At 71.5% G+C, this 24,968-nt stretch carries 23 protein-coding genes and 1 pseudogene; 8 read left to right on the top strand and 16 right to left on the bottom strand.

Features of this window, described 5'->3' with window-relative positions; all coding sequences use genetic code 11:
• Positions 1-22: 22 nt before the first annotated feature.
• From ACQPW6_RS26325 to ACQPW6_RS26305, 5 genes are all read right to left on the bottom strand, one after another.
• A complete protein-coding gene (locus ACQPW6_RS26325; protein ID WP_433892146.1) occupies positions 23-679 on the bottom strand; it encodes a response regulator in 657 nt (218 codons plus the stop codon).
• Positions 676-1,986, bottom strand: a complete 1,311-nt coding sequence (locus ACQPW6_RS26320; protein WP_433892145.1) for a sensor histidine kinase — start codon at positions 1,984-1,986, stop codon at positions 676-678. Before ACQPW6_RS26320 ends, ACQPW6_RS26325 begins: the two co-directional genes overlap by 4 nt.
• Positions 1,987-2,029: 43 nt before the next feature.
• Positions 2,030-4,249, bottom strand: a complete 2,220-nt coding sequence (locus tag ACQPW6_RS26315; protein ID WP_433892144.1) for an MMPL family transporter — start codon at positions 4,247-4,249, stop codon at positions 2,030-2,032.
• Between the two features lie 237 nt (positions 4,250-4,486).
• The gene (locus tag ACQPW6_RS26310; RefSeq protein WP_433892143.1) at positions 4,487-4,882 is read right to left on the bottom strand and encodes a nuclear transport factor 2 family protein; all 396 of its coding nucleotides are present in this window, start codon (positions 4,880-4,882) and stop codon (positions 4,487-4,489) included.
• A gap of 25 nt (positions 4,883-4,907) precedes the next feature.
• A complete protein-coding gene (locus tag ACQPW6_RS26305; protein ID WP_433894667.1) occupies positions 4,908-5,726 on the bottom strand; it encodes a L,D-transpeptidase in 819 nt (272 codons plus the stop codon).
• Here ACQPW6_RS26305 and ACQPW6_RS26300 point away from each other — a divergent pair.
• Positions 5,650-5,811 (top strand): hypothetical protein, encoded by a 162-nt coding sequence (locus ACQPW6_RS26300; protein WP_433894804.1) that lies wholly within the window; start codon positions 5,650-5,652, stop codon positions 5,809-5,811. The genes ACQPW6_RS26305 and ACQPW6_RS26300 overlap by 77 nt on opposite strands.
• A gap of 600 nt (positions 5,812-6,411) precedes the next feature.
• Here ACQPW6_RS26300 and ACQPW6_RS26295 read toward each other — a convergent pair.
• The 6 genes from ACQPW6_RS26295 to ACQPW6_RS26270 all read right to left on the bottom strand — a co-directional run bounded on the left by ACQPW6_RS26295 (position 6,412) and on the right by ACQPW6_RS26270 (position 14,504).
• Entirely contained in the window at positions 6,412-6,759 is a 348-nt protein-coding gene (locus tag ACQPW6_RS26295) for a CU044_2847 family protein (RefSeq protein ID WP_433892142.1), read from the bottom strand.
• An 83-nt stretch (positions 6,760-6,842) separates the two neighbouring features.
• On the bottom strand, positions 6,843-8,111 hold the full coding sequence (locus tag ACQPW6_RS26290) for an ABC transporter substrate-binding protein (protein WP_433892141.1): 1,269 nt from the start codon (positions 8,109-8,111) through the stop codon (positions 6,843-6,845).
• Entirely contained in the window at positions 8,108-9,118 is a 1,011-nt protein-coding gene (locus tag ACQPW6_RS26285) for a hypothetical protein (protein WP_433892140.1), read from the bottom strand. Before ACQPW6_RS26285 ends, ACQPW6_RS26290 begins: the two co-directional genes overlap by 4 nt.
• Complete coding sequence (locus tag ACQPW6_RS26280; protein WP_433892139.1) at positions 9,115-10,602, bottom strand: vWA domain-containing protein; 1,488 nt, start codon at positions 10,600-10,602, stop codon at positions 9,115-9,117. Before ACQPW6_RS26280 ends, ACQPW6_RS26285 begins: the two co-directional genes overlap by 4 nt.
• Positions 10,603-10,612: 10 nt before the next feature.
• On the bottom strand, positions 10,613-12,790 hold the full coding sequence (locus ACQPW6_RS26275; RefSeq protein ID WP_433892138.1) for a tetratricopeptide repeat protein: 2,178 nt from the start codon (positions 12,788-12,790) through the stop codon (positions 10,613-10,615).
• Complete coding sequence (locus ACQPW6_RS26270; protein WP_433892137.1) at positions 12,777-14,504, bottom strand: trypsin-like serine peptidase; 1,728 nt, start codon at positions 14,502-14,504, stop codon at positions 12,777-12,779. The genes ACQPW6_RS26275 and ACQPW6_RS26270 overlap by 14 nt, the downstream gene beginning before the upstream one ends.
• Positions 14,505-14,923: 419 nt before the next feature.
• Between ACQPW6_RS26270 and ACQPW6_RS26265 the strand changes: the two genes are divergently transcribed.
• The gene (locus ACQPW6_RS26265) at positions 14,924-15,190 is read left to right on the top strand and encodes a hypothetical protein (RefSeq protein ID WP_386429784.1); all 267 of its coding nucleotides are present in this window, start codon (positions 14,924-14,926) and stop codon (positions 15,188-15,190) included.
• A complete protein-coding gene (locus ACQPW6_RS26260; protein ID WP_433892136.1) occupies positions 15,187-15,579 on the top strand; it encodes a type II toxin-antitoxin system VapC family toxin in 393 nt (130 codons plus the stop codon). Before ACQPW6_RS26265 ends, ACQPW6_RS26260 begins: the two co-directional genes overlap by 4 nt.
• A 147-nt stretch (positions 15,580-15,726) precedes the next feature.
• Here ACQPW6_RS26260 and ychF read toward each other — a convergent pair whose 3' ends face one another.
• A complete protein-coding gene (gene ychF / locus ACQPW6_RS26255; protein ID WP_433892135.1) occupies positions 15,727-16,815 on the bottom strand; it encodes a redox-regulated ATPase YchF in 1,089 nt (362 codons plus the stop codon).
• A gap of 213 nt (positions 16,816-17,028) precedes the next feature.
• Between ychF and ACQPW6_RS26250 the strand changes: the two genes are divergently transcribed.
• On the top strand, positions 17,029-17,652 hold the full coding sequence (locus tag ACQPW6_RS26250) for a DUF6542 domain-containing protein (RefSeq protein WP_433892134.1): 624 nt from the start codon (positions 17,029-17,031) through the stop codon (positions 17,650-17,652).
• Here ACQPW6_RS26250 and ppgK read toward each other — a convergent pair.
• Genes ppgK through ACQPW6_RS26235 form a run of 3 tightly spaced genes read right to left on the bottom strand, consistent with a single transcriptional unit; the run spans position 17,573 to position 20,406 of the window.
• A complete protein-coding gene (ppgK, locus tag ACQPW6_RS26245) occupies positions 17,573-18,310 on the bottom strand; it encodes a polyphosphate--glucose phosphotransferase (protein WP_433892133.1) in 738 nt (245 codons plus the stop codon). The two genes, ACQPW6_RS26250 and ppgK, sit on opposite strands and share 80 nt — an antisense overlap.
• A gap of 30 nt (positions 18,311-18,340) precedes the next feature.
• Positions 18,341-19,327, bottom strand: coding sequence for a 4-hydroxy-3-methylbut-2-enyl diphosphate reductase (locus ACQPW6_RS26240; protein ID WP_433892132.1), 987 nt, complete (start codon positions 19,325-19,327; stop codon positions 18,341-18,343).
• Positions 19,328-19,362: 35 nt separating this feature from the next.
• Complete coding sequence (locus ACQPW6_RS26235) at positions 19,363-20,406, bottom strand: hypothetical protein (protein WP_433892131.1); 1,044 nt, start codon at positions 20,404-20,406, stop codon at positions 19,363-19,365.
• Between the two features lie 173 nt (positions 20,407-20,579).
• Here ACQPW6_RS26235 and xseA point away from each other — a divergent pair, with 173 nt between their 5' ends.
• The 3 genes and pseudogenes from xseA (at position 20,580) to ACQPW6_RS26220 (ending at position 22,997) form a co-directional block, all read left to right on the top strand.
• The gene (gene xseA / locus ACQPW6_RS26230) at positions 20,580-21,806 is read left to right on the top strand and encodes an exodeoxyribonuclease VII large subunit (protein WP_433892130.1); all 1,227 of its coding nucleotides are present in this window, start codon (positions 20,580-20,582) and stop codon (positions 21,804-21,806) included.
• A 177-nt stretch (positions 21,807-21,983) separates the two neighbouring features.
• Positions 21,984-22,196: pseudogene (locus ACQPW6_RS26225) on the top strand (exodeoxyribonuclease VII small subunit); the annotation flags it as partial.
• Positions 22,197-22,403: 207 nt separating this feature from the next.
• Positions 22,404-22,997, top strand: a complete 594-nt coding sequence (locus tag ACQPW6_RS26220; RefSeq protein ID WP_433892129.1) for a malonic semialdehyde reductase — start codon at positions 22,404-22,406, stop codon at positions 22,995-22,997.
• Positions 22,998-23,022: 25 nt separating this feature from the next.
• On the opposite strand, the gene ACQPW6_RS26215 is transcribed toward ACQPW6_RS26220, so the two are convergent.
• Positions 23,023-23,562 carry a DUF4245 domain-containing protein gene (locus tag ACQPW6_RS26215; protein WP_433892128.1) on the bottom strand — a complete coding sequence of 180 codons (540 nt, stop codon included), beginning with the start codon at positions 23,560-23,562 and terminating at the stop codon, positions 23,023-23,025.
• Between the two features lie 199 nt (positions 23,563-23,761).
• Here ACQPW6_RS26215 and glpX point away from each other — a divergent pair, with 199 nt between their 5' ends.
• Positions 23,762-24,793 carry a class II fructose-bisphosphatase gene (glpX, locus tag ACQPW6_RS26210; protein ID WP_433892127.1) on the top strand — a complete coding sequence of 344 codons (1,032 nt, stop codon included), beginning with the start codon at positions 23,762-23,764 and terminating at the stop codon, positions 24,791-24,793.
• Positions 24,794-24,968: the final 175 nt, after the last annotated feature.

Below are 24,968 nucleotides of genomic sequence, written 5' to 3'. Positions count from 1 at the left end.
ACCCCGGTCGCGCCGCTCTTCGTCACGCCGGCCGCACCAGCCCCGCGTCGTACGCGAAGATCACCGCCTGCACCCGGTCCCGCGCCCCGATCTTCCCCAGCACCCGGCTCACATGCGACTTGACCGTCGACTCCGCGAGCGACAGCCGCTCGGCGATCTCGGTGTTGCTCCAGCCGCCGGCCATGGCGGTGAGCACCTCCCGTTCGCGTTCGGTCAACGCGTCGAGCCTGCGCTCCTGTTCGACGGTCCTGCCGGGCATCCGGTCGGCGAAGGCGTCGAGCAGCTTGCGGGTCAGCCCGGGCGCGATGACGGCGTCCCCGGCGGCCACCGCCCGCACGCCGGAGATGAACTCCTCGGGCAGCGCGTCCTTCAGCAGGAACCCGCTGGCCCCGGCGCGCAGTGCCGCGTACGCGTACTCGTCCAGGTCGAAGGTGGTCAGCACGAGCACCCGGGACCGGCCACCGGACCGCACGATGCGGCGGGTCGCCTCGATGCCGTCCATGCCGGGCATGCGGACGTCCATCAGGACGACGTCGGGCCGCAGTTCGGCGGCCTTGCGCACCGCCTCGGCGCCGTGCGTGGCCTCGCCGACCACGGTCAGATCGGGGTGCTGCTCCATGAGCATGCTGAAGCCGAGCCGTTGCAGGGCCTGGTCGTCGACGATGAGGACGGTGGTCATACCGGGCGCTTCTCCGTGGGTGCCGAGGTGGTCGCGATCTCGAAGCGGGCCGTGACGGTCCAGCCGCCGCGGCCGTCGGGCCCCGCGGTCACGCTGCCGCCGTAGAGCGCGGCCCGCTCGCGCATGCCGACCAGGCCGCGGCCGTCGTCGTTGGCCCGCGGGGTGAGGGACGGACCGCTGTCCTGGACGGTGAGGTGGACGGCGGTGTCGTCCGCGGTGATCGTCACCTGCACGGACGTGTCGGCCGCCGCGTGCTTGAGGGTGTTGGTCAGCGCCTCCTGGATGACCCGGTACACCGCCAGTTGTAGTCCCGGCGGCAGGTCGGACCGGTCGCCCTCGGTGTGCAGGGTGACGGCGGGACCCGCGGCGCGTACCCGCTCCAGCAGCGGGGCCAGGTCGCTGAGACCCGGCTGCGGGGCGAGCGGGGTGCCCTCGGCGGCGGTCCTGTCGTCGTCCCCGATGACGGCGAGCAGCCGGCGCAGCTCGGCCAGCGCGCCGCGCCCGCTGTCGGCGATGATCCGCAGCGTCTCGGCGCCCCGCTGCGGCTTCGCCTCGGTCAGCCCGGCGGCGCCGCTGGCGAGGCCGACGATGACGGCCAGGGTGTGGCCGAGGATGTCGTGCATCTCGCGGGCGACCCGGGCGCGCTCGGCGGCGACGGCGAGCCTGGCCCGCTGGTCGCGCTCCACCTCAAGTCGTACGGCGCGTTCGTGCAGCGCCCTGATGTACGCGTTGACCACCCGGGCGACCAGGCCGGCCGCGGCGACGGCCGCCACCAGGGCCGCCTGGACGAGCGCCACCACCCAGGTCTGCAGGCCGACCTGCTGGGACTGGTCGCTGAGGGCGAAGGAGGTGGCCGTCTGCCCGACGGCGATGGCCAGGCAGACGGCGAGCTGGACGGGCCGGCCGGCCCGGCCCACGTTGAGCAGTGCCACCACCCGCGCGGCCTCCGACCCGGTGTCGGCGTCCAGCGCGAGGGCCACCGCGGAGACCACCGAGGTGAGGGCGAAGACCAGGATGGGCCGCTGCTGCCGCCACAGCAGCGGGACGCAGAAGGCGGCCATCAGCGCGAGCAGCAGCGGTACGCCGGCGCTGCCGCCGCCGTCGCCGTTCTGCAGCGCCGGGATGCCGATCAGCACGCAGAACAGCGGGACGCTCCAGCGCCTGACCCACTGGTGGTTCTGGTCGGCCAGCATGGTCTGCCGGAGCATCCGCACGATCACGACGTCCGAGCGCCGCTCCTCCCCGCCGAGCAGCGCCTCGGGCGCGAACAGGGAGCCCGCCGATTCGGCCGCGGTCGGTGTGGTCACGTCGTACGCCCTCTCGTGTCCCTCGGATCGTACGGCCGGCCGCTCAGCCCTTCCCGCTGGGCACGCGCTCCGGCGCGGTCGCGCTCCGCGGCGGGGCCGCGTCCAGCAGGTGCCGCAGCTTCTCGCCCTCGACGTCCACGTTGGGCAGCAGCCGGTCCAGCCAGCCGGGCAGCGACCACGCGCGGTGGCCGAGCAGCGCCATGACCGCGGGCACGATCGTCATCCGCACCACGAACGCGTCCAGCAGTACGGCGGCGGCCAGGCCCAGGCCCATCGACTTGATGATCGAGGCGTCGCTGAAGATGAACCCGGAGAACACCGCGATCATGATGATCGCCGCGGCCGTGACCACCCGGGCGCCGTGCCGGAAGCCGGCGACGACCGCCTCCCGCGGCTCCGCCCCGTGGACGTACTCCTCCCGCATCCGCGTCACCAGGAAGACCTGGTAGTCCATCGCGAGGCCGAACACCACGCCGATCATGAAGATCGGCAGGATGCTCACCACCGGACCGGTCTGGTCCACCCCGAAGACGTCCGCGAACCAGCCCTTCTGGAAGACCGCGACCACCACACCGAGGGTCGCCAGGATGCTGAGCAGGAAGCCGGCGGCGGCCTTGAGCGGGACCAGGATCGACCGGAACACCAGCATCAGCAGGATCAGCGCCAGCCCGACGACCACGCACAGGTACGGGATCAGCGCGCTGCTCAGCTTGTCGGAGATGTCGATGTTGAGGGCGGTGGTGCCGGTGACCATCAGCTCCGCGCCGGTGTCCGCCCGCACAGCCGCGCCCCGGTCGCGGATGTCGGACACGAGGTCGACGGTCTGCCGGCTGCTCGGCCCGGAGCCCGGGACGGCGCGGATCAGCGCCACGTCGCCGGTCTTGTTGAACGAGGCGGGGCTCACCGAGGCGATGTCGGGCATCCCGTGCAGCAGGTCCTCCGCCTTGCCCGCGGCGGCCTTGGCGTCCGCGCTGCCGCGGGCGTCGACCACCACCGACAGGGGGCCGTTGTAGCCGGCGCCGAAGCCGTCGGTGATCGTGTCGTAGGCGACGCGCTGGGTGCTGCCGGGCGTCGCCGACTCGTCGCTCGGCATCCCCAGCTCAAGCGACAGCGCGGGGGTCGCGAGCAGCAGCAGCCCGGCCACCGCCACGACCAGCACCTTCACCGGGTTGCGCAGCACGAACCGCGACCAGCGCACGCCCATCGGCTCGCGCTCCCCGCGCTCGACGGCCCGCATCCGCCGCGTCTTGAGCTTGCCCGTGCTGATCCGGCCGCCGGCGAAGCCGAGGATCGCGGGCAGCAGGGTGAGGGCGATGGCCACGGCGACGACCACCGCGAAGGCGGCGCCGAGCCCGATGTCGCTGAGGATCTTGATCCCGATCACGCTGAGCCCGGCCAGCGCGATGACCACGGTGAGCCCGGCGAACACCACCGCGGAGCCGGCCGTGCCGAGCGCCCGCCCGGCGGCCTCCTCCGGCGCGTGGCCCTCCTTCAGCTCGCCCCGGTAGCGGGAGACGATGAACAGCGCGTAGTCGATGGCCACCGCGAGGCCCAGCATCAGCGCCAGCGTGCTCGTGTTGGAGCTGAGGTCGATGAACGAGCTCGCGAGGGTGATCGACAGGACGGCGAGGCCGACCCCGAACAGCGCGGTCAGCAGCGGCAGCCCGGCCGCGACCAGCGAGCCGAAGGTGATGACCAGGACGACGGCGGCGATGAGGATGCCGATCAGCTCCGTCGAGCTCTGCTTGGTCTCCTCGGCGACCGCGGTGCCGCCCATGCTGACCGAGAGGCCGGCCCGTTCGCCCTGGGCGGCGATGTCCTTGAGGTCGGTGCGGGCCTGGTCGGTGACGTCGGTGTCGGCGACCCGGTAGGTCACCTGCGCGTAGCCGATCGTGCCGTCCTTGCTGACGGTGCCGCCGGTGTACGGGTCGGCCACCGTCTTGACCTGGTGGGCCTTCCCCAGCTCGGCGACCAGCGACTCGACCTCGGCCTTCTGCGCGCCGGACGTCAGCTTCTGCCCGGCCGGCGCCTCGAAGACCACCCGGGCGGTGGCGCCGTCGGCCGACGCCTGCGCGAACTCCGTCTTCAGCAGGTCGAGCGCCTGCTGCGACTGGGTGCCGGGGATGCTGAAGGTGTCGGACGTCTTGCTCGACGCCCCCATCGCGCCGATGCCGACGACGGCCAGCACGGCGATCCACAGCATGAGGACGAGCCTTCGCTGCCGGAACGAGAACCGGCCGAGCCGGTAGAGGAACGTGGCCACGGAGAACCCCCGGGAAGCGTGCGGAGTACGGGACGGGGCCGCGATCCGACCCGAGCTCCACGCTATGAACGGCTTCCCGCGATTCCGTGGGCCCACGGAGGTGAATGAGCCGCCGCGGGCAGTACCGCGGTGCCGCCCGCGGGTCATCCTCAAGGTGGACGGCCCGACGACCTGGGGTCAGACCTGCTGCGACGCGGCCGCCTGCCGGGCCCTGCTACCCGCCGGCCTGACCGGGCGCTACTGCCCGGGCTCCGGCACCGCGCCGGCGTGGGCGGCGAGGACGCGCCAGTTGCCGTCGGCGTGCACCCAGGCGCGGGTGTAGCGAAGCCGCGCCTTGAACGCCTGTCCCCCGGCGGTGCCCTCAAGTCCCGCCAGCACGCGGGTGATCCCGGTGGAGCCCGCCACGGTCACGTGCAGTTCCTGCTGATCGAAGACGTCGACGACCAGGACCCGCGACCTGTGTGCCGCCAGGTCGTCCTCCTTCGTCATGGTGCTGCCGTCGGGCCCGGTGTAGACGACCCGGTCGTCCAGGAGGAGGTCCAGCGCCCCGACGTCCCCTGACCGCACAGCGGCCTGCAGCCTCCCCTCGGCCTCGCGAAGAGCGCCTTCCAGACCCGCCTGGTCCGTCCCCATCCCGATCCTCCCTGCCCGCGCCCGGTCAGGCCGTGGTCGAGGTGGTGAGCTGGCCGAGGCCGCTGGCGGTCGAGGAGGTCCAGCTGCTCCAGCTGGTCACGTCGTAGTCGGAGTAGCCGTTGTCGGCCGGTGCGGCGGGGCTGGCGGAGCCGGTGATGGTGACGGGGTCGCCCTGCTGGGCGAAGGCGTAGAACCACTGGGCGTTGGCCATCGACAGGTGGACGCAGCCGTGCGAGCCGGCGCTGTTGCCCGGCTGCGGGTCGCCGTCGGAGTAGTGCACGTACGTTCCGGAGGTCGTCAGCTCCACGGCGTACGGGTAGTAGTCGTGGTAGTAGTCCGGGTCGCTCTTGTCGCAGGCGATGTGGACGCTGCACGAGTCCATGAGCACTTTGCGGGCCTTGCCCATGACCGCCATCGTCCCGGTCCACGAGGGGTACTTCGCGCTGCCGGCGTCGATCGGGAACGTCTTGATCACCGCGCCGTTCCGGTACACCTTCATCAGGTGCTGGTCGGCGTAGACGTGCACCTCGTCGTCCGAGCCGACGGTGAAGGAGTGCACGTAGGAGTGGACCCCGTAGCGCCCGTTCCCGTCACCCACGCCGGTGAGCTGCGCGTCGAGGGTGACCTTCGTCCCGGAGGGCCAGTACGCCTTGGGGCGGAAGTCCACCCGCTGCGAACTGAACCAGTGCCAGGCGCCGGTCACCGGGACCGAGGTGGTCAGCTTCAGGTGCTTCTCGATGTCCGCGCGGGCCGAGGAGGCCACCGGCTTGCTGAAGTTGACGGATATCGGCATCGCCACGCCCACGGTCGTACCGGTCGACGGCGCGATGGTGTTCAGCAGCATCTTCGGCCGCTGCGGCGTCGGTGAGCTCTTCGGCTGCGAAGACTTCGGCGCGGGCGCCACGCTGGCCTTCTCCGTGGCGAGCTGATCCGCCGCCCGGCCCCCGGAGGAGTCCGACCCGCCACCGCAGGCACTCACACCCGCCGCCATCGCCGCCACCACCGCGACCACACCGATAACCCTGCTGACACGCTTCACGCCGACGCCCGCCCCAATGCTCGTACTCTCCTACCCCGCAAGACCCAAGACACCATCCGGCCCTCTGCGGTTCCCCACCACCCGAGGTCAGCGGACATCTCACAGTGGCCAGGCGGCCGGCAGGTCACGGGGGGAGCCCCTGCTCGATGAGCAGGGGCTCCCTCTTGCCGCGACAACGCACTCAGACGAACGCCCAGTGCTGGTCCTTGTAGGGCCCGCAAGGCCAGGTGTTGACCGCGACGGACCAGCCGGTGTTGGCGCCGGGGATCGGTGAGCTGCGAGTTGTTGAAGGGCGTGAGGTGGGTCAGGCACAAATTCTGGTCCTCGCTGAGGACGATGTAGTAGAAGCCGGGGCGGCGACCACGGCGGTTGCGAGGATTCCGAGGATGCTTGCCAGCAGCGCGATGAGGCTGAGGCGGCGGCGCCGCCAGGGCTGGTTCGATCTGCCGGCGGCGGCGTTCGTGCTCTCAGGCCGCGCCGGGGTGACCGGTCAGGAAGATACGGGGCCGTCCGGAGGCGGGGTGGCGGGAGAGCCGCTCCAGCGGAGGGTGACGTCGAGGTGGGCACCGGCGCTGGTGCTGGCGAGGACGCCACCGAGCTTGCCGTCCAGGACGACGCCGAAGCTGACTTCGATCTCGTCGGGGCGGTGGGTGAGGGTACGGAAGCCGTCGATCACGTCGGAGGCGGCGGAGGTGACCGGGACCAGGGCGTCGAGGAGGCTCTGCCGCGCGGCTTCGAGCCGACCGCCGAGGCCGACTACTCCCGTTCCTTCCCGAGTGGTGGGTGTCACGAGGACAACGGTTCCGTCGGAAAGGGTGAACGTGACGGCGTCCGGCATGGGTGTCTCCTGGTGTGGTGAACGGGGTGGGAAAGCTCTGCCATGGAGGGGAGTGACTGGTGCTGAAGCACCTTGTGACGGGATCAGGCAGGCGCGCACAGGCTGTCGGGTGACACCGGGGAGTTCTTCTGCTCCTCCTGCACGGTGGCGAGGTCGTCGAGGAGCCGGCTCAGGGCCTGGGCGTCGGCCGCGTAGTCCAGTACGGCCCGGTAGAAGGCGGCCGACACGTCGGGACGCATCGCGTCAGCGGCGCTGAAACACAGGGTGTATCCCGACCTCGGCCGGAGCATCGCTGCTATCCGCCGCTGGACGGTGTTGCGGTAGTCCCCGTCCGGCACCTGGCTGTCCGCGGAGATCGCGTAGCTGCCGGGCACCTGCACCCAGTCCCGCTGGGCGTCGGTGCTCGACAGGTAGTTGATGAGCGTGGTGGCAGCCGGGTTGTCGGTGAACCTTCCGACGAAGTCCGCCGAGACCTCGAGCGGGTGCTTCAGGTCGGGGGTCTGGAAGTCGTAGTCCTTCCCAGGGCTCGCGGATCCCGCGAAACCCATGGCGGACAGCGCGCCGTGCGCGAGGGAGCAGGTTGCCGGCGACCGGGTCATTCCCTTGGCCGCGTCGGCGAACTCAAGCGTGGGCGCGTCGTGGACACTGTCGCGGACGAGGTTGCGCCAGGCGGTCCACGCCGCGGCCACCTGCCCCGACGTCCACGTCAGGTCTCCTGAGAGCCACTGCTCGTAGCGGTCCTTTCCGCCCTGGGCGAGCAGGAGGTCGGCGATCCAATCGGCCCCCGGCCAGCCGGAGGTGGCGCCGGACGCGAGCCCGAGGCACCAAGGCTCGGGGCCACCGGCCAGGGTCTGGTCGGTGGCCGGAGTGACCGAGGGCTTGCGGGGCGGGTGGTACCAGACGAGGCTCTTGACGTCGGCCTTGACGGGCACCGCGTATACCGTGCCGTCGATCGACCCCAGACCCCGGAACGGCTGCGCGTAGTCCTCCGTGATGGTGGTGTCGAGCGGCCGCAGCCGACTGTTCACCGGCCCGGTCACGTACCGGTTGATGGCTCCCACGCTCGGCAGCATGGCCAGATCGGGCGGGGCCCCGGCGGCGAGGGCGGCGTCGAGCTGCTGGGTCTGCGCACGGGTGACCTCGACGTCGACCCGGATGCCGGTGTCGTGCTGGAAGTTCTTGATGACGGCGTAGAACGCCTTGAACTCGTCGCCGGACCAGGGGACCATGACCGTCACCTCGCCGTGCTGCTGCCCGCTGCCGCAGGCGACCGCCGCCATCAGCAGGCATAACGCCGCGATGCAGTGCGGAAGGCGTGCCACCAGTGTCTTCATGGCATTCATGACGTTCATGACGGTGAGAACCTGTACTCGGCGAGCCGGGGCCGGTAGGCGAGGTAGGTGAGGACCGCTGCGGCGGCGAGCGCCGTCAGTGCGAGAGCGAGCGTCACCGGGTGCCCTGCGCGTGGATGGGCGGCCAGGTGGTGTTCGTCGATGCCGCTGAGAACGGCGGTGACGACGCCCGCAGCCGTGGTGGCCAGCAACGCCGTCGGCAGCTTTACGCCGACGTACCGGCGGAAGTGACGGGCCATGACGTGGCCGGTGGCGAGGACGAGCAGCGCCATGACGGCGGACGGGCCGACGAGCAGCGGCCAGACGTAGACGGGGTCCAGCCATGGTGAGTGGCGCTGGTCCGCCTGGGCGTCCTGTTCGAGGAGCTTGAGGTCGTTGAGCGTCGGTATCAGCCCGCCGGTGCCGGGGACGGCCCGGCCACCGTCCGATTTCTCCTCCGGATGGTCCAGCGCGTCCTGGGCCGCCTGCACGATCCGTTTCCGTTGGCCGGCACTGGTGCCGGCGTCCTGGGCGAGACGGGAGTAGTCGCGAACCGCCGAGTCGGCCAACTGCACGCACGTGGTCAGCTGGCCCTGGACGAACTGGATCTCGGTGAGACCCTGCCGGCCGGCCGCGTTGCCGTCAGCGGCTGAGGTGACGTACGTGTAGATGCGGGCCGTCTGGTTGGCGAAGTCGGTTCCCGTGCCGATCAGTGCGACCTGCCCGGTCTGGAAGACACCGCTCAGTGCGGCGTCCGCGTTCCTGGCTGCCTGCTGGGCCTGGCCGATGTCGCCGATCGCCTGGTCGGTGCGCCGGGCGGCGGCGATCTGCTGGCCGGCCTCCCGCGACACCACAAGGTAGAGCAGCGCGGTGACCACCACCATGGCGAGGACGCCGGCCCGGAGCCAGCGCAGCATCGTCGTCGAGTGGGTCGCCCTCAGCCTGGTCCGCCAGCGGGTCAGCGTGGCTGACCGCCAGCCGGTCAGCGTGGCCTGCACGGACCGCCGTTGCTCCGCGGTCGCGGTCACCGGACATCCGCCGGGACATCATCTGTCGGGCCGTCGAACCGGTGACCGCACTCCTCGCAGACCCGCACCTGCGGCGCGTGGGTCACGGCATGGCAGACCGGGCACTCACGCCGCTGCGGGGCGCCGTCCGGCGCAGGAGCGTGCACCGAGGCAGCGTTGACGGACCCCGTCCTGGCGGATTCCAGTCCGAGCGACTGGATCTTCCCGCTCGAAAGGCCGCGTTGCACCTGCGGCCTGCCGTCGGGTCCTGTGGTGGAGCAATCGCGCAGCAGCGCCAGCCGCTCGTCATCCCGGAGGACTACGGCGAGATTGAGCGCGATCAGCAGTTCCTGGTCGGCCTCGCCCCATCGTCCCTCCTGGGCCGCGGTGGCACAGGCCCGCATGGCGATCGCCAGATCGTGAATGTTCTCAGCCCGGGTGAGACTCGCGGGCTGCGAGGTGGCGAAGTCCGGTGTGGCCCGCCGCCGTATCAGCAGGGCCTCGGTGTCGGCGCACGGCTCGCGGGTGGCGTCGGGACGTTCGGCGCGCAAGGTGATGCGAGCGGCGCGCACCTCGTCCTCGACGGGCAGCTTCTCGGGATCGAAGCGAAGAGACAGGTGGTACTGGCGCTCCTCGGGCGACCAGGCGCCGAGCGGGATGTGGATATCGCCGTCGTGACGCTGCTGCTGAGCCGTCAGGTCGGCCTCCAGGGGGAGGGCCTGACGGACGAAGTCGAGCCGGAACTTGTCGCTCAGGTCGAGGCCCAGGTAGACCCGGGGCACCACCATGCGACGGGCGTTCTCCATCAGCCGGGTGAAGTCCTGGGTCAGCTCGGAGGTGGTGACGACGGCTCGGGCGTCGCCGTGCAGGGCCTCGGTGATCCGCAGCAGTTCCGGGAAGTGCCAGTCGTCACCGAGTCCGCGCGCGTCGCACACGAAGTGGTCGGCGCACGCCGCGAGCGCTTCGCCTAGTTCCTCGGGTGTCTCGTGCTCGTCCTTGCCGTCCGTGTAGAGCACCGCATGGCGCACGCAGTCACGCGCCGCCACCGAGGCGAAAAGGCGGTCCGCGCAGGTCAGCCAGGTGCCGATCGCTGTGCCGCCTTCAGGCAGCTGGTTCATGATCCGGTTCTTGGCCGCCGCTCTGGCCTCGGCGTCCACCCGGGCGAGACCACCGGTGGCGGGGTAGATCACCTCGGCCTCGTGGTGTCCCGCGACGATCCCCAGGTACGTTCCGTCCCGTAGGGAGTCGACCGCCGCGCACATCGCGCGTTTCGCCTCGTTCAGCTTGCCCTGGCTGACCATGGACAGCGACCGGTCCATGATCAGGACCTCCGCTGCCGTCGCTCCGTACGGCGCGCTCCCGGCCGACCGCGCCCGGATCGTGAGGAGGGCGTCCGCCCGGTCGTCGTTGAACGCCAGATCCGAGGGCGCGTCCACATCGACGGAAAAGACCAGCCCTAACGGCGGACTATCCCCCACCAGCACCACCTGACCGCTTCGTCGCATCCATGTCGGGTTATGAGACTAGCGTTCCGGTGGTTCCTCCGAAACGTGATTGCCGCGTTCCGCTACGGCGCCGGGGCCCGCGCCACTGCAGCGGGGGACGCAGTTGGTTGGCCAGGTCCACGAGCGCGACGTAGTCGCGTGCGGTGGCGGCGTGCGGACCGAGTCGGCGGACCGACTCCGACAGCGCCAGCCGGTTGTGGGTGCTCAGGTACTCCGTGTCCTGGATCTCGGCGTCCAGCGCGGCAGCCGTCGCGGGGTCCGCCGCGAGCTGGTCGAGCAACTCGCGGGCGCGCGCCGTGTCGGCGTCCATCGCACCGCTCTCCGCCGGTTCCCCCGCAGCGGGCGTTCGCTGCGAACTCGGCCTCTCCGCCCCGGGAACCGTCACCAGGAGCCGGACCGCCGCCACCCGCGCCTCCCGCTCGTAGCGGAACTCCTGGGCCAGACGCTCCGCGGTGGCCACCGCGTCCGTGCGCCGGCCGGCCTGCGAGTGCACGCGTGCGAGGCCGAAGCCCGCCGCGCCCAGTGCGGGCGAGGTGTCGAAGACCATGCCGTACTGGGACTCGGCGACCTCAGGGTCACCCTCCAGCTCGGCGCACAGTCCCAGGGCGAGTTGGGGGATGAGTTCGCCGGGCAGGGCGGCGCGCACGGCGGTGAAGTGCCTGCTGGATTCGGCGACGTTCTGCCGGGCCAGGTCGATCAGCCCGGAGTACCAGGAGTGCAGCCAGTGCCAGGAGGGCAGCCCCGAGTGGTGCAGCGCGTGGTGGGCGTGATCGGCGTCGCCCCTGCGCAGCGCGAGCCGGCTCTCGGCCAGCGCAGCCTCGGCAGAGTCCACGACGCCCGGCTCGTACGGGTCGCTCAGCGGGGTGGGGAGAGCCACCGCGATGGCGCTCGGCGCCGGCGGGGAGAAGGGCGGCGGCAGGGTGAGCGCCGCGTCCTCCGTCACTGCCGCCGTGACCCAGTGCGCGAGTGGCCGCGCCGCACCCAGCCCGCCGTGCAGGGGGGCCGACATGGAACCGAACAACGCCGAGGGCCGGCTCACCTGGTGCTGTACCGGCGCCGCCGCGACCACCTGCCGGACCACACCGCTGAGCTGCTCGCCGAACTGCCGTGCGGAGACGAACCTGTGCTTGGGCCCGGCATCGTCGGTGGCGCGCGCGAGCAGCAGGTGCAGGGAGTCGACGCCGGGTGAGGTCCGTTCGCGCAGATGCTGCCGGCACACCTCCCTGAGCGTCTCGCCGAGGCCGTAGAGGTCGAACCCGGGGGTGGGGTGCGTGTGCTCACGGTCGCCGGTCGCCGGCGCGTAGCCGCTGGTGTACGCCGTGACCGGCCCGGTGTCCTTCGAGGTGCGCACGGAGCCGAAGTCGATGAGCCGCACCCGGTCGCGCGAGCCCGCGGACGTCTCCTCCTTGAACCGTACGATGTTCTGCGGTTTGACGTCGCAGTGCAGCAGTCCCCTGGCGTGCAGGTAGTCGAGGGCCTGGAGGATGCGGAGGCCGTGTGCGAGCAGGAACTCCAGCCGGTCGCCGGGCCGCGCGGCCAGCGGTTCACCGGGTATGTGCTCCAGTACCAGGTGCGGGCCCTCGGTCTCGTAACCGAGGATGCGGACGATGCTGTCGTGCCGCAGCCCGACAAGGGCGTTGCGCTCGCCCTGCGCCGTGCTGGCCACCGCGCTGTTGTTCAGCTTCTTCAGCACCACGTCAGTGGCGAGGTTGCGGTCATGGGCCAGGAGCGTCGTGCCGTAGGACCCGGCGGCGAGGTACCCGCGGACCGCGTAGCGCCCGGCGATGACGAGGCTGTCAGGCTGGGAGAAGTCGAACGCGGTCGCGCAGTTGGGGCAGTAGCCCACCGTCCGGCCCGGTCGGCCGTCCTGGCCGCGCCCGACCGCCTGTCCGCATGCGGGGTTTCCGCAGAAGCGGTACTTCTCCGCGAGCGGTCCCGGAGCCGGGGCGGCGACATCGACGGCCTCGGGCAGGTGGCCGGTCTCGGTGAGATCGAGTCCGTACCACGGGTCGGGGCGTACGTTCGCGACGCCGATGCTCAGGCCCCGCGGTGCGGCCCTGCGCTCGGGCGGCACCTCAAGGATCTGCGCCAGCGGTCGCAGCCCGCATGCCGAGCAGAAGCCGTCCTCGATGACCCCGCGGCCGCAGTCGGGGCGGTTGCACCTGCTGGTGCCCTCATCCGGGTCCATGGCCTCTCCCCTCCTGGATACGGCGGTTGACCTCTTCGACGTAGCGGTTGACCCGTTTCTGCGCGGTCGGCAGATCGGTCGGCGGGGTGCGCAGCTCACGGGCCGCGGAAGCGTAGAGGACGCCGAGTCGCTGGTCCTCGTCGCCGAAGTGGCGCGCGGCCCGCACGCGGTGCAACTCGAGGAACTTGCGCAGGTCGTCGCGGGTCGCGACCATCCGGCGCATGATCGTCACGACCCGGGTGACCTCACCTCGGGCCTCGGCCGCACGGGCCTGGATCGCGGCCAGTTCAGCCGTCAGGTCGGCACTGCGCGCGACGGCCAGCCGCACGCGCAGACGCGGGGCCCAGGCGGTCGGCCACGAGGGGGCGGCGCGGAAGGCCAGCCCCCATTTTGCCTGTAACCGGGTGGCCGCCTCCTCCTCCGCCGCCAGTTGCCGGACGGCGGCGTCGGCCGCCTCGGCGGTGACGCCGTTGGACACCGGCACTCCTGCGGCGAGCGGTGTGGGGTCGAGCGACACCTCGTAGGACAAGCCGGCCGGCGGGTGGCCCTCGAAGGCCAGGGCGAGACGGATGCCGCGCGCGTCGGCATGGGCGGCCAGCGGACCCAGCAGCGCACGGATGAGGGCATCGGGGTCGGCTGCCCGGTCGACGCTGCCCACGACGAGGGAGGCGGGAGGACGGCGGTGCAGCAGCTGGTAGACGACCTCGTCGTCGTCACCGCCGGGCAGCCCGAACCGGTCCACGAGGTAGCCCCGCAGGTCAGAGACCGACTTGCCGCGGGCATCGTATGCCGCGTCTATCGTGCCAAGCCCGAGGACGGTGCCCTCGGGGGCGCCGGTGAGTTCGGAGTCGGACATGCGGGAGCGTGCGACAGGGTCGGCGGTACCCACCAGCCGCAGCAGCCACGAGCTGCCCGCCCCTGTCGCGGCACCGGTGCCGACGACGACCGTGCCCGACCACTCCCCGCCGAACAACCGGGTCAGTTCCTGTGTCAGGGCGAGCCGCAGCGAGTCGGCCAGCACGTCGTCGGGCCGCACCGCGCCGGAAGGCTCCAGGTCGTTGTTGCGGCTGCCAAGGATGAACGGCGCGATCTGCGGCAGGTACGTCTCGATGGTCTCGGTCGGCAGCATCCAGGCGGCGCGGGCACCCCCGTCAACGTAGTCAGCCACCACGATTCCGATGACGCGGCCTCCGAACTCGCCGTCCTCGACGACCACGCCCGCACCGGAGTAGCCCCGCTGGATCCACGGATGGTCGGAGCTCACCTGGAAGAGGATGCCTCTCTCGGCTTCCTTGCCGCCGGAACCGGCCAGTTCCGCCTTCGAGTTCATACCGCTGGTCTCGGACGTGCGCGGGAAGCCGTAGATACTCACGGTGCCGCCGGACAGGGGCGCTCGCCACAAAGCCGTCCGGGTACCGCAGTCGGCGGGTTCGTCGAGCTGGAGAAGCGCCACGTCTCCGCGCTCCGTGCCTTCCTTGTGCACCCACGACCCCGGGACCACCCGGGCGGTGCGGGTCCACCCCGGACGGCACGCCACACTCGCGACGCGCACGTAGGAGCCACTGCTCCCATCCGCAGCCCCGGCATCTCTGACAACATGCGCGCACGTCAGCACGTGCCGGTCGTCCAGCAGCACCCCGGCCCCGCAGACAGCCCCGCTCGCGTCGTCCACCCTGACCCGCCAGGGGTTTTCACTGTGGTGATGCTGCCCCATCCCCCCACCGTATTACGACCCCGCCCGAACAACCCCGCCTTCGGTAAACCCATGGCCTGAACCGTTCGAAGGGGCCGGTATCCCCCCTGCGCCCCACGCACCACTTCCGGCTACACGTTGAAGCGGAACGTACCGGGCCGGACCTGGCCGTGTAGTTGCTGGTGGCAAGCCCGCGGGCGGGCCTCGGTCGGAGACGGCCGGTGTGCTGTCGCCCTATGAGGCGGTGAGAACGAAGACCCTCGGCGGGCACCGGGCACACCGGGGGCCGTTGCCATCACTACGGTTGCGGATTCGGTGCCGACCTCCGGTCGCGCCTGACCGCTCCGCCGTGGGTCAGGCGGTCGCAGGCCGGGTCCTGCGGTCTCGTCGGCCGGGATCCAACACACCGACATGGAACCATACTGGAGTATGGTTGATGTATGGCTACCAAGAAGGTGACTATCACCCTCGACGAATCTCTGGTGGAAGCCCTGGCCGGAGCCGCCGAGGAAGAAGGCATTCCGCTCTCCCGCCTCGTCGCCGGAGCAGCCGAACGCGAGCTGCGCCTGCGGGCCGGCCGGGCGGTCATCCAGGAGTGGCAGGCAGAACACGGCTCCTTCACCCCGGAAGAACTCGCCGCCGCGCGCGCGGACCTGGCCGGCGCCGACGCCGAGTACCTCAGCAGCCCGGGAGCCTCAGCCGCGTGAACATTCCTTATCTGTACGACGCCGGCGTACTGATCGCGATCGACAACGACGACCGGCGCATGTGGGCACGCCACAGCCTGGCACTGGACGACGGCAGGGACATCCACGTCCCGTCCGTCGTCGTCAGCCAGGCATGGCGGGACTCCCGCCGCCAGGTGCGGCTCGGCAGGTTCCTCGCCGGGTGCCACGTCGTGCCCGTCGGCCTCGAAACCGCCAAAACCGCGGGGATTCTCTGCGGCAAGGCCGGCACCTCCGACATCGTCGACGCCACCGTCGTGACCATGGCAGCCAGCCTCGGCGCCATCATCTGGACGTCAGACCCCAATGACATCCGCACCCTCATCGACGCCCAGGACGTCAAACCTGCCCCCGTCATCCGCACTGTCTGACCATCGACGAGCTTGGCGATCGGCCCGTGCAGGCCCGGCTGTCACCAGCGCGGGAGCAAGCACGGGACAATTGCTCAACCACTGATCAACCACGGGGCGGTCGCCGCCAAATTTGCGAAGTGGCGCCACCTAGGCCAGGAGCACCCGCTACACGTTGAAGCGGAACTCCACCACGTCGCCGTCCTGCATCACGTAGTCCTTGCCCTCCATGCGGGCTTTGCCCTTGGCGCGGGCTTCGGGGACGGAGCCGGTGGTGACCAGGTCGGCGAAGGAGATCACCTCGGCCTTGATGAAGCCTTTTTGGAAGTCCGTGTGGATCACGCCGGCTGCCTCGGGGGCCGTGGCGCCGCGTTTGATGGTCCAGGCGCGGGATTCCTTGGGGCCGGCGGTCAGGTAGGTCTGGAGGCCGAGGGTTTCGAAGCCCACGCGGGCCAGGGTGGCCAGGCCGGGTTCCTGCTGGCCTACGGACTGGAGGAGTTCGAGGGCCTCGGCGTCGTCCAGCTCGGCCAGGTCGGACTCGAGTTTGGCGTTCAGGAAGATGGCCTCGGCGGGGGCGACCAGGGCGCGCTGCTCGTCCTTGAAGGACTCGTCGGTCAGCTCGTCCTCGTCGACGTTGAAGACGTAGAGGAAGGGCTTGACGGTGAGCAGGTGCAGCTCGTGCAGGAGGGTGCCCTGCTCGGTGTCCTTGGTGATGCCGTGCGAGAAGAGGGTGTCGCCGGCGGCCAGGATCGTCTGGGCCGCCTCGGTGGCGGCCAGCACCGCGGCCTTCTCCTTCTGGAGGCGGGCCTCCTTGGTGAGCCGGGGGATCGCCTTCTCCACCGACTGGAGGTCGGCCAGGATCAGTTCGGTGTTGATGGTCTCGATGTCGTCCTTGGGCGAGACCTTGCCGTCCACGTGGACCACGTTCTCGTCCTTGAAGGCCCGGATGACCTGGCAGATCGCGTCGGACTCGCGGATGTTGGCGAGGAACTTGTTGCCCAGGCCCTCGCCCTCGCTCGCGCCGCGCACGATGCCGGCGATGTCCACGAAGTCCACGGTGGCCGGCAGCACGCGGGCCGAGGAGAAGATCCCCGCCAGGGTGTCCAGCCGCGGGTCGGGGACGCCCACGACGCCGACGTTGGGCTCGATGGTGGCGAACGGGTAGTTGGCCGCCAGGACGTCGTTCTTGGTCAGGGCGTTGAAGAGCGTCGACTTGCCGACATTGGGCAGGCCGACGATTCCGATGGAGAGCGACACGTGGCGACTTCCCGTGAGCGAGAGGTAGGGGTGACCCAGTCTACGGGGACGTCGGCCGCCCTCCCCCACCCCGGCCCGGCTGCCCCGCACGGCCCGCCCCACCCCGGCTCGTCAACCTCGCGCCGCCGCCCTCACCCCCGCGCACACCGCCAACCGACGGAAAGTGCGTGTCCTGTCGGCCGATCACCCGGTTAGTGTGGCTACTTTGGGTGTGTGGAGCAACACAGTGCGCGATCAGGCCCGGGTGCGTCCCCCGCCCCGGCCCCCGGCGGCGAGGCCGCGGCGGGGGTCTACCGGCCTGCCGCGCGGCCCGCGGCCGGCCCCAAGGTCGGCCCCAAACCCGCGGCCGACCCCCGTCCGGGATCCCCGGCCGGCACCCGCCCCGCCGCCCTGATCCGCAGACTGCGCCGCACCCAATGGCCCCGCCCCCGCCTGACCGGCCTCGGCACCGGCCTGCTCACCACCGTGGTGACCGTCCTGGCCGGCGCCGTGGACGCGTTCCTCTTCGACGGGCCCGGCCTCTTCTTCGGGCTGGTCTTCGTCGCCGTCAGCGCCGCCGCCGCCCTCTACGTACGGCCGTACGACCTGGTGGCCGCCCCGGTGGCGGCCCCGATCGCCTTCGCCGTCGCCATCGCCCTGACCTCGGACGACGGCGGCGGCGGGCTGGCCGGCGAGCTGCTCGGCATGTTCACCGGGCTGGCCACGATGACCGGCTGGCTCTACGCCGGCACCGTACTGGCCGCGCTGATCGTGGCCGTCAGAGCTTTGCGGCTGCCATCGCGGCGCCGACGATCCCCGCGTTGTTCTGCAGCTCAGCGGGAACGATCTCCGCGCTGATCCCGTCCAGCAGCGGCACGAACTTGTCCGCCTTGCGGCTGATCCCGCCGCCCAGCACGAACAGGTCGGGCGAGAACAGCATCTCCACATGCGCGAGGTACTTGCGCAGCCGGTGCGCCCAGTGCTCCCAGCTCAGGTCCTCGTCCTCGCGCGCCTTGACCGAGGCGCGCTTCTCCGCGTCGTGGCCGTGCAGCTCCAGATGGCCGAGCTCGGTGTTCGGCACCAGCCGGCCGTCCACGAACAGCGCGCTGCCGATGCCGGTGCCCAGCGTCAGCAGGATGATCGTTCCGCCACGGCCGCGGCCGGCCCCGAAGGTGATCTCGGCGACCCCGGCGGCGTCCGCGTCGTTGAGCACGACCACCGGCGCGCCGAGCCGCTCGCTGAGCTGGGTGCGCGCGTCGAAGCCGACCCACCCCGCGTCCACGTTGGCCGCCGTGCGGGTGATGCCGTCCACCACCACGCCGGGGAAGGTCACGCCGATCGGGCCCGTCCAGCCGAAGTGGCCGACCACCTCGTGCACCCCGTCGATCACGGCCTCCGGCGTCGCCGGGTGCGGGGTGAGGATCTTGTGCCGCTCTTCTGCCAGGGCGCCCTGGTCCAGATCGACCGGAGCGCCCTTGATACCGGTCCCGCCGATGTCCACACCGAACATATTCATGGCCCCCAGATTAGAGCTGCCGAGAAAAGCTCACCTCTTGGCCGATTCCCCGGCTGCGGCCTCGGCACGCAGATCCCGGCGCAGTTCCTTGGGCAGCGAGAACTGGATGGACTCCTGGGCGGAGCGCACCACCTCCACATCGCCGAAGCCGCGCGCGGCGAGCCAGTCGAGCACGCCCTCGACCAGGATCTCCGGGACGGACGCGCCGGAGGTGACGCCGACCGTGCGCACCCCGTCCAGCCAGCCGTCCTCGCACTCGTCGGCGAAGTCCACCAGGTGCGAGGCGCCGGCGCCGGCCTGGAGGGCGACCTCGACCAGCCGGATGGAGTTGGAGGAGTTGCGGGAGCCGACCACGATGACCAGGTCGGACTCGCCGGCCAGCTGCTTGACGGCGACCTGCCGGTTCTGGGTGGCGTAGCAGATGTCGTCGCTCGGCGGCGACAGCAGCTGCGGGAACCGCTCCTTGAGGGCGTCGACGGTCTCCATCGTCTCGTCCACCGACAGCGTGGTCTGGGACAGCCAGACGACCTTGGACTCGTCGCGCACCTGGACGTTGGCGGCGTCGGCCGGGCCGTCCACGAGGTGCATCCGCTCGGGGGCCTCGCCCATCGTGCCGACGACCTCCTCGTGGCCGTCGTGGCCGATCAGCAGGATGTCGTAGTCCTCGTTCGAGTAGCGGACGGCTTCCTTGTGGACCTTGGTGACCAGCGGGCAGGTCGCGTCGATCGAGGCCAGGCTGCGCTGCGCGGCCTCCTCGTGGACGACCGGCGCGACGCCGTGCGCGGAGAAGATCACGATGGCGTTCTCCGGCACCTCGTCGGTCTCGTCGACGAAGATCGCGCCCTTCTTCTCCAGCGTCTGCACGACGTACTTGTTGTGCACGATCTGCTTGCGCACATAGATGGGGGCGCCGTACTGCTCCAGCGCCTTCTCCACGGTGATGACGGCCCGGTCCACGCCCGCGCAGTACCCGCGGGGGGCGGCGAGCAGGACACGGCGGCTGGCTTCGTTGGTCATGCCGTCCATCGTACGGCGGCGTCCGCGGCGGCCGGTTATGAGCTGGCCCCGATCAGTTGTGCGTCCCCTCCGAGCAGCGCGGCCTTGCCGGCGCCGGTCACCGAGAACAGGTCGAGGCCGGCGTAGCGGCTGCGGATGCCCGGCTGGTCGCCGTGCAGATAGGCCGTCGTCGCGCCCTCGGGCACCACGCTGCACTGGTCGGGGCGGGTGGAGAAGTCGAGCATCACGTAGTAAGAGGTGGTGGCCACCAGCGCGCCGCCGTCTGCGGTCTTGAGCGCGTACCTGTCGGGGTACGTCATGTAGCTCTTGTCCCACTTGGCGCCGGCGTCCTCGTAGTCGGTGCGCAGGCAGCCCTTGTACTTGCCCCAGTCGTCGTTCCTGGTGGCGTTCTGCTTGACGGCCGCGCGCCGGACCGCGTTGTCCGCCAGCGCCGCGCCGGCCTTCTTGCCGCCGGAGACCAGCAGGTCGTTGGCGGCGGTGTCGAGCCCGGACAGCTTGGTGCCGCCCACGGTCGCGTCCGGGGCGACGACGACGGGGGCGCCGTCCGGTCCCTTGGCGAGGGCCGGCAGCGGGCCCAGGTGGTTGTTGACCAGGACCATCTTCCAGTGGCCGTCGGCCTGCTTGGCGAACACGATCAGCTGGCGGAAGCCCTTGTCGAAGGCGTCGCCGGTCAGCGCGGCGCTGACCATGAACCACGAGCCGCTGGTGGGGATGTAGAAGTGCCGGTCGGTGTACGTGAACGGCTTCACGTATTCGGCCCGCTCCTCGGCGGTGGTCCGGGGGAACTGCTTGTACTGCGCGGAGCTCTCCTGGAACAGCGCGCCCGCCTCGACGGTGCCGAGCTTGGCGGCGTCCTGGGTCTTGTTGGCGGCGTTGTTGACGGTCTCGTAGGTGTTCAGGAGGGCGGTCGCCGCGGCGAGCGAGATGATCGGGGCGGCGGCCTTCTGCGTCGGCTTCGCGCTGGTGGCGGACGAGGACGCGGCGGGCTTGTCGTCGCCGCCACCGCCACCGCCTCCGCAGCCGGCCAGCAGGCCGGCGGTGGTCAGGCCGACGGCGGCGGTCACTATGCGCTTGTTCATGGTGTTTCCCCCGGGATTTGATATGGGCCCCGTAGCTTATACGACTGTAGTGCGGCGCTTGTCGGCGCCGCCGGTTGGTTGCCTGGGGTCCGTCCGTCAGGTGCCGGTGGGCCGCCCGTTGCGTGCCGGCGGGCTGCCCGGGGCTGTCGGCGGTCCGCGCTAGGGTCGGCGGTATGGCTCTGAACACCTCGGCGGAAGCGCCGATCCCGGTCGGCGAGGTGTCCCGGCTGATCGGCGGCTGGATCGACCGGCTGGGCGCGGTGTGGGTGGAGGGGCAGATCACCCAGTTGTCCCGGCGGCCCGGCGCCGGGGTGGTGTTCCTGACGCTGCGCGACCCCTCGCATGACGTGTCGCTGACCGTGACGTGCTTCCGCGCCGTGTTCGAGCAGGTCGCCGACGTGGTCGGCGAGGGCGCGCGGGTGGTGCTGCACGCCAAGCCCGAGTGGTACGGGCCGCGCGGGCAGCTGTCGCTGCGCGCGGTGGAGATCCGGCCGGTGGGCGTCGGCGAACTGCTCGTCCGGCTGGAGCAGTTGAAGAAATCGCTGGCCGCCGAGGGGCTCTTCGCGCTGGACCGGAAGCGGCCGATACCGTTCCTGCCGCAGCTCATCGGCCTGGTCACCGGCCGCGCGTCGGCCGCCGAGCGGGACGTACGGGAGAACGCGCGGCTGCGCTGGCCGGCCGTCCGGTTCGAGGTGCGCAACGTGCCCGTGCAGGGCGCGAGCGCGGTGCCGCGGGTGATCGAGGCGGTACGGGAGCTGGACGCGCATCCCGGGGTCGACGTGATCGTGGTGGCCCGCGGCGGCGGCAGCGTGGAGGACCTGCTGCCGTTCTCCGACGAGCAGCTGGTACGCGCGGTGGCCGCCTGCCGCACCCCGGTCGTCTCGGCGATCGGCCACGAGCCGGACTCGCCGCTGCTCGACCTGGTCGCCGACCTGCGGGCGTCCACCCCGACCGACGCGGCCAAGCGGATCGTGCCGGACGTGCGGGAGGAGCTGGCCCGGGTTCAGCAGGTGCGCGACCGGGCGCTCCGGGTGCTGCGCGGGCTGCTCGACCGGGAGGAACGGGGACTGGCCGCGGCACTCAGCCGGCCGTCGATGGCGGCCCCGTACCGGATGATCGAAGAGCGGGCGGCAGAGATCGCCGACCGCACCGACCGGGCCCGCCGCACCCTGCGGCACCTGCTGGAGCGGGCGGACGCGGACCTGGACCACACGCTGGCCCGGGTGGTGTCGCTGTCGCCGGCGGCGACGCTGCGCCGCGGGTACGCGGTGCTGCAGCGGGACGACGGCGCGGTCGTCCGCTCACCCGGGGACGTCGCGCCGGACGACCCGCTGCGGGCCCGGGTGGCGGAGGGCGAGTTCGCGGTGCGGGTGACCGGGCCTGTCGCACCGCGCACCTAGGGTGGGCGCATGGCAGATCAGGAATCCACCGGGCGGCGGGCCGCGAAGCGGGAACGAGACGGGGAGCGGGAACGGGCGGACGCGGCTGAGTCCGGCACGCCCGATGCGCCCGGGGACCCGGGTGAGCCCGGAGACCCGGGTGAGCCCGGAGACCCGGGTGAGCCCGATGAGCCGACCGACCCGCTGGGCTACGAGCAGGCCCGTGACGAGCTGATCGACGTCGTGCGCCGGCTGGAGACCGGCGGCGCCACCCTGGAGGAGTCGCTCGCGCTCTGGGAGCGCGGCGAGCACCTGGCGAAGGTCTGCCGGCACTGGCTGGAGGGCGCGCGGCAGCGGCTGGACGCGGCGCTGGCGGCGGAGGCGGAGCCGGGGTCGCCGGAGGAGGTCTGACGCTCGCGGGCGGCGGTCCGCCGCCGGGGTGACGGTCCCGGCAGGTCAGCGCGGTGTGGAGCGGTGAGCGGGGTCACAGTGCGGTCCGGGAATGGTTGAACATTCACCCATGTTGGGTGAGGTGTTCGTCCCCCCGGCCACCGCCGGGGGTGTCCCCAGCGCCGGGCAGCCGGCGCGCCGCACCTGAAGACCGAAGAGGTACCCCACATGACTCTCGCCCTCGACTCCGCAGCCCAGGACCTGCTGTTCCGTGAGGCCCGCACCGCGAACACGTTCACCGGCGAGCCGGTGACCGACGAGCAGGTCCAGGCGATCCACGACCTGGTGAAGTACGGTCCGACCGCGTTCAACCAGCAGCCGCTGCGGGTCGTCCTGGTCAGGACCCCGGAGGGCCGCGAGCGGCTGGTGCGGCACATGGCCGAGGGCAACAAGGCGAAGACGTCCACCGCCCCGCTGGTGGCGATCCTCGCCGCGGACAACGAGTTCCACGAGGAGCTGCCGGCCCAGTTCCCGGTGTTCCCGCAGGCCAAGGACGTGATCTTCGCGGAGCGCCCGGTCCGGGAGAAGTCCGCCGCGCTGAACGCGGCTCTTCAGGCCGGCTACTTCATCATCGGCGTCCGCGCGGCGGGCCTGGCGGCCGGCCCGATGACCGGCTTCGACGCGGACGGCATCGAGAAGGAGTTCTTCGCCGACGGCGAGCACTCGGTGCTGGCCGTGGTGAACATCGGCCGCCCCGGCGCCGACTCCTGGGCCCCGCGCAACCCCCGCCTGACGTACGACGAGGTCGTCACCACCGTCTGAGCCGAAGCGCCGACCCCGACGTGACCTACTTGCCGCCGCGCTCCTGGAGCGCGGCGGCCATCTGCGTGATGGACGTGTCAGGGCCGGTGGACAGGACGACCGTCGTGACGCCGGGCTGCTGCCGGACCAGGGCGTTGTACTTGTCGCCCGCGTAGCGCTCCCAGACCTGGCCGCCCGCGGTGACCGTGCGGGTGCCGTCGCGGTGCGCCTTCAGCGTGACGGTGGAGATGAACGGGGCCGCCGGGGCGTTGCTCTGCTCGACCGCCACGTACTCGTCGTCGGGGTCGACGAAGCCGAGGTGCCAGGTCACGTTCTTCGGGTCGGTGTCGTTGTAGGTGACCGAGGTGGCGCGCCACTTCGCGCTCAGCCCCTGCGGCCCCGCCACCTTGTAGGGCGCGTCCCGGCGCGCCTGCCCGAGCTCGACCGAGAAGCTGACCGGCTTGACGCCGTCCGCCTTGGAACCGTGCGGGATGAAGATGAAGATCACCGCGACGACGACGCCCAGAACCACCATCGACAACACCAGGTCGATCAACGTCTTGTTGCCACGCTTGTCTGCTGCCACCCCTCTATGGTCCCCCAGGCCGCGAGCGCTCCCGCCGCCGGGTCCCGCGGCGACCGGCGAAGGGACCAGGGGCCGCCCACAGCCGCGCCCCACACCCCGCCCCCGCTCATGTGTCACGCCCCCTGCTCATATTCGCGCTGAGCCGATAGGGTCGCAGCACCCTCAATTCCGGCCGTCCCCGTACAGAAAGGTGCGCGTGATGACCGAACAGCACTTGCCGCCCCAGCTCGAAGTGAGCCCGGAGGCCCCCGACCGCAACCTCGCCCTGGAGTTGGTCCGGGTCACCGAGGCCGCCGCGATGGCCGCCGGGCGGTGGGTCGGCCGCGGCGACAAGAACGGCGCGGACGGCGCCGCCGTCAAGGCGATGCGCACGCTGGTGCACACCGTCTCGATGAACGGCGTCGTGGTGATCGGCGAAGGCGAGAAGGACGAGGCGCCGATGCTCTTCAACGGGGAGCGGATCGGCGACGGCACCGGCCCGGAGTGCGACGTGGCCGTGGACCCGGTGGACGGCACCACGCTGACCGCCAAGGGCATGCCGAACGCCGTCGCCGTACTCGCCGTCGCCGACCGCGGCACCATGTACGACCCGTCGGCCGTCTTCTACATGGACAAGCTGGTGGCCGGCCCGGAGGCCGCCGAGTACGTGGACATCACCGCGCCGCCGTCGGTCAACATCCGCCGGGTGGCCAAGGCCAAGGGCACCGCGCCGCAGGACGTCACCGTCGTGGTGCTCGACCGGCCGCGGCACGACGGCATCGTGAAGGAGATCCGGGAGACCGGCGCCCGGATCAAGTTCATCCAGGACGGCGACGTGGCCGGCGCGATCATGGCGGTACGGGAGGGCACCGGCGTCGACCTGCTGCTCGGCATCGGCGGTACGCCGGAGGGCATCATCACGGCCTGCGCCATCGCCTGCCTGGGCGGCACGATCCAGGGCCGGCTGTGGCCGAAGGACGACGCGGAGCGGCGCCGGGCGCTGGACGCCGGGCACGACCTGGACCGGGTGCTGCACACCAAGGACCTGGTCAGCGGGGACAACGTGTTCTTCGTGGCGACCGGCATCACCGACGGCGAACTGCTGCGCGGGGTGCGCTACCGGCGGGAGACCGCCACCACCTCGTCACTGGTGATGCGGTCCAAGTCCGGGACCATCCGGCAGATCGACTCTGAGCACCGGCTGTCGAAGCTGCGGGCGTACAGCGCGATCAACTTCGACCGGGCGCACTGACCGGCGGGGCGCGGCCCCCCGGTCCGGCGTCGCCCTCCTGCCCCGGCCGCGGCTGCCGGGCCCGGACTCCCGGGTGCGCGGCCGGTGGGCGGGAGGTGCGACGCGGGCCTGTCCGGCGGATCATGGACGGTCCAGGCGGTGCCTGGTGCGTGCGAGCGCAAGGCGCCGGGATGTC

The sequence above is a fragment of the Streptomyces sp. CA-111067 genome (assembly GCF_050956065.1).
Classification (GTDB): Bacteria; Actinomycetota; Actinomycetes; order Streptomycetales; family Streptomycetaceae; genus Actinacidiphila.
Note: the sequence above shows the minus strand (reverse complement) of the source record. Positions and strands in the feature narration are given on the sequence as shown.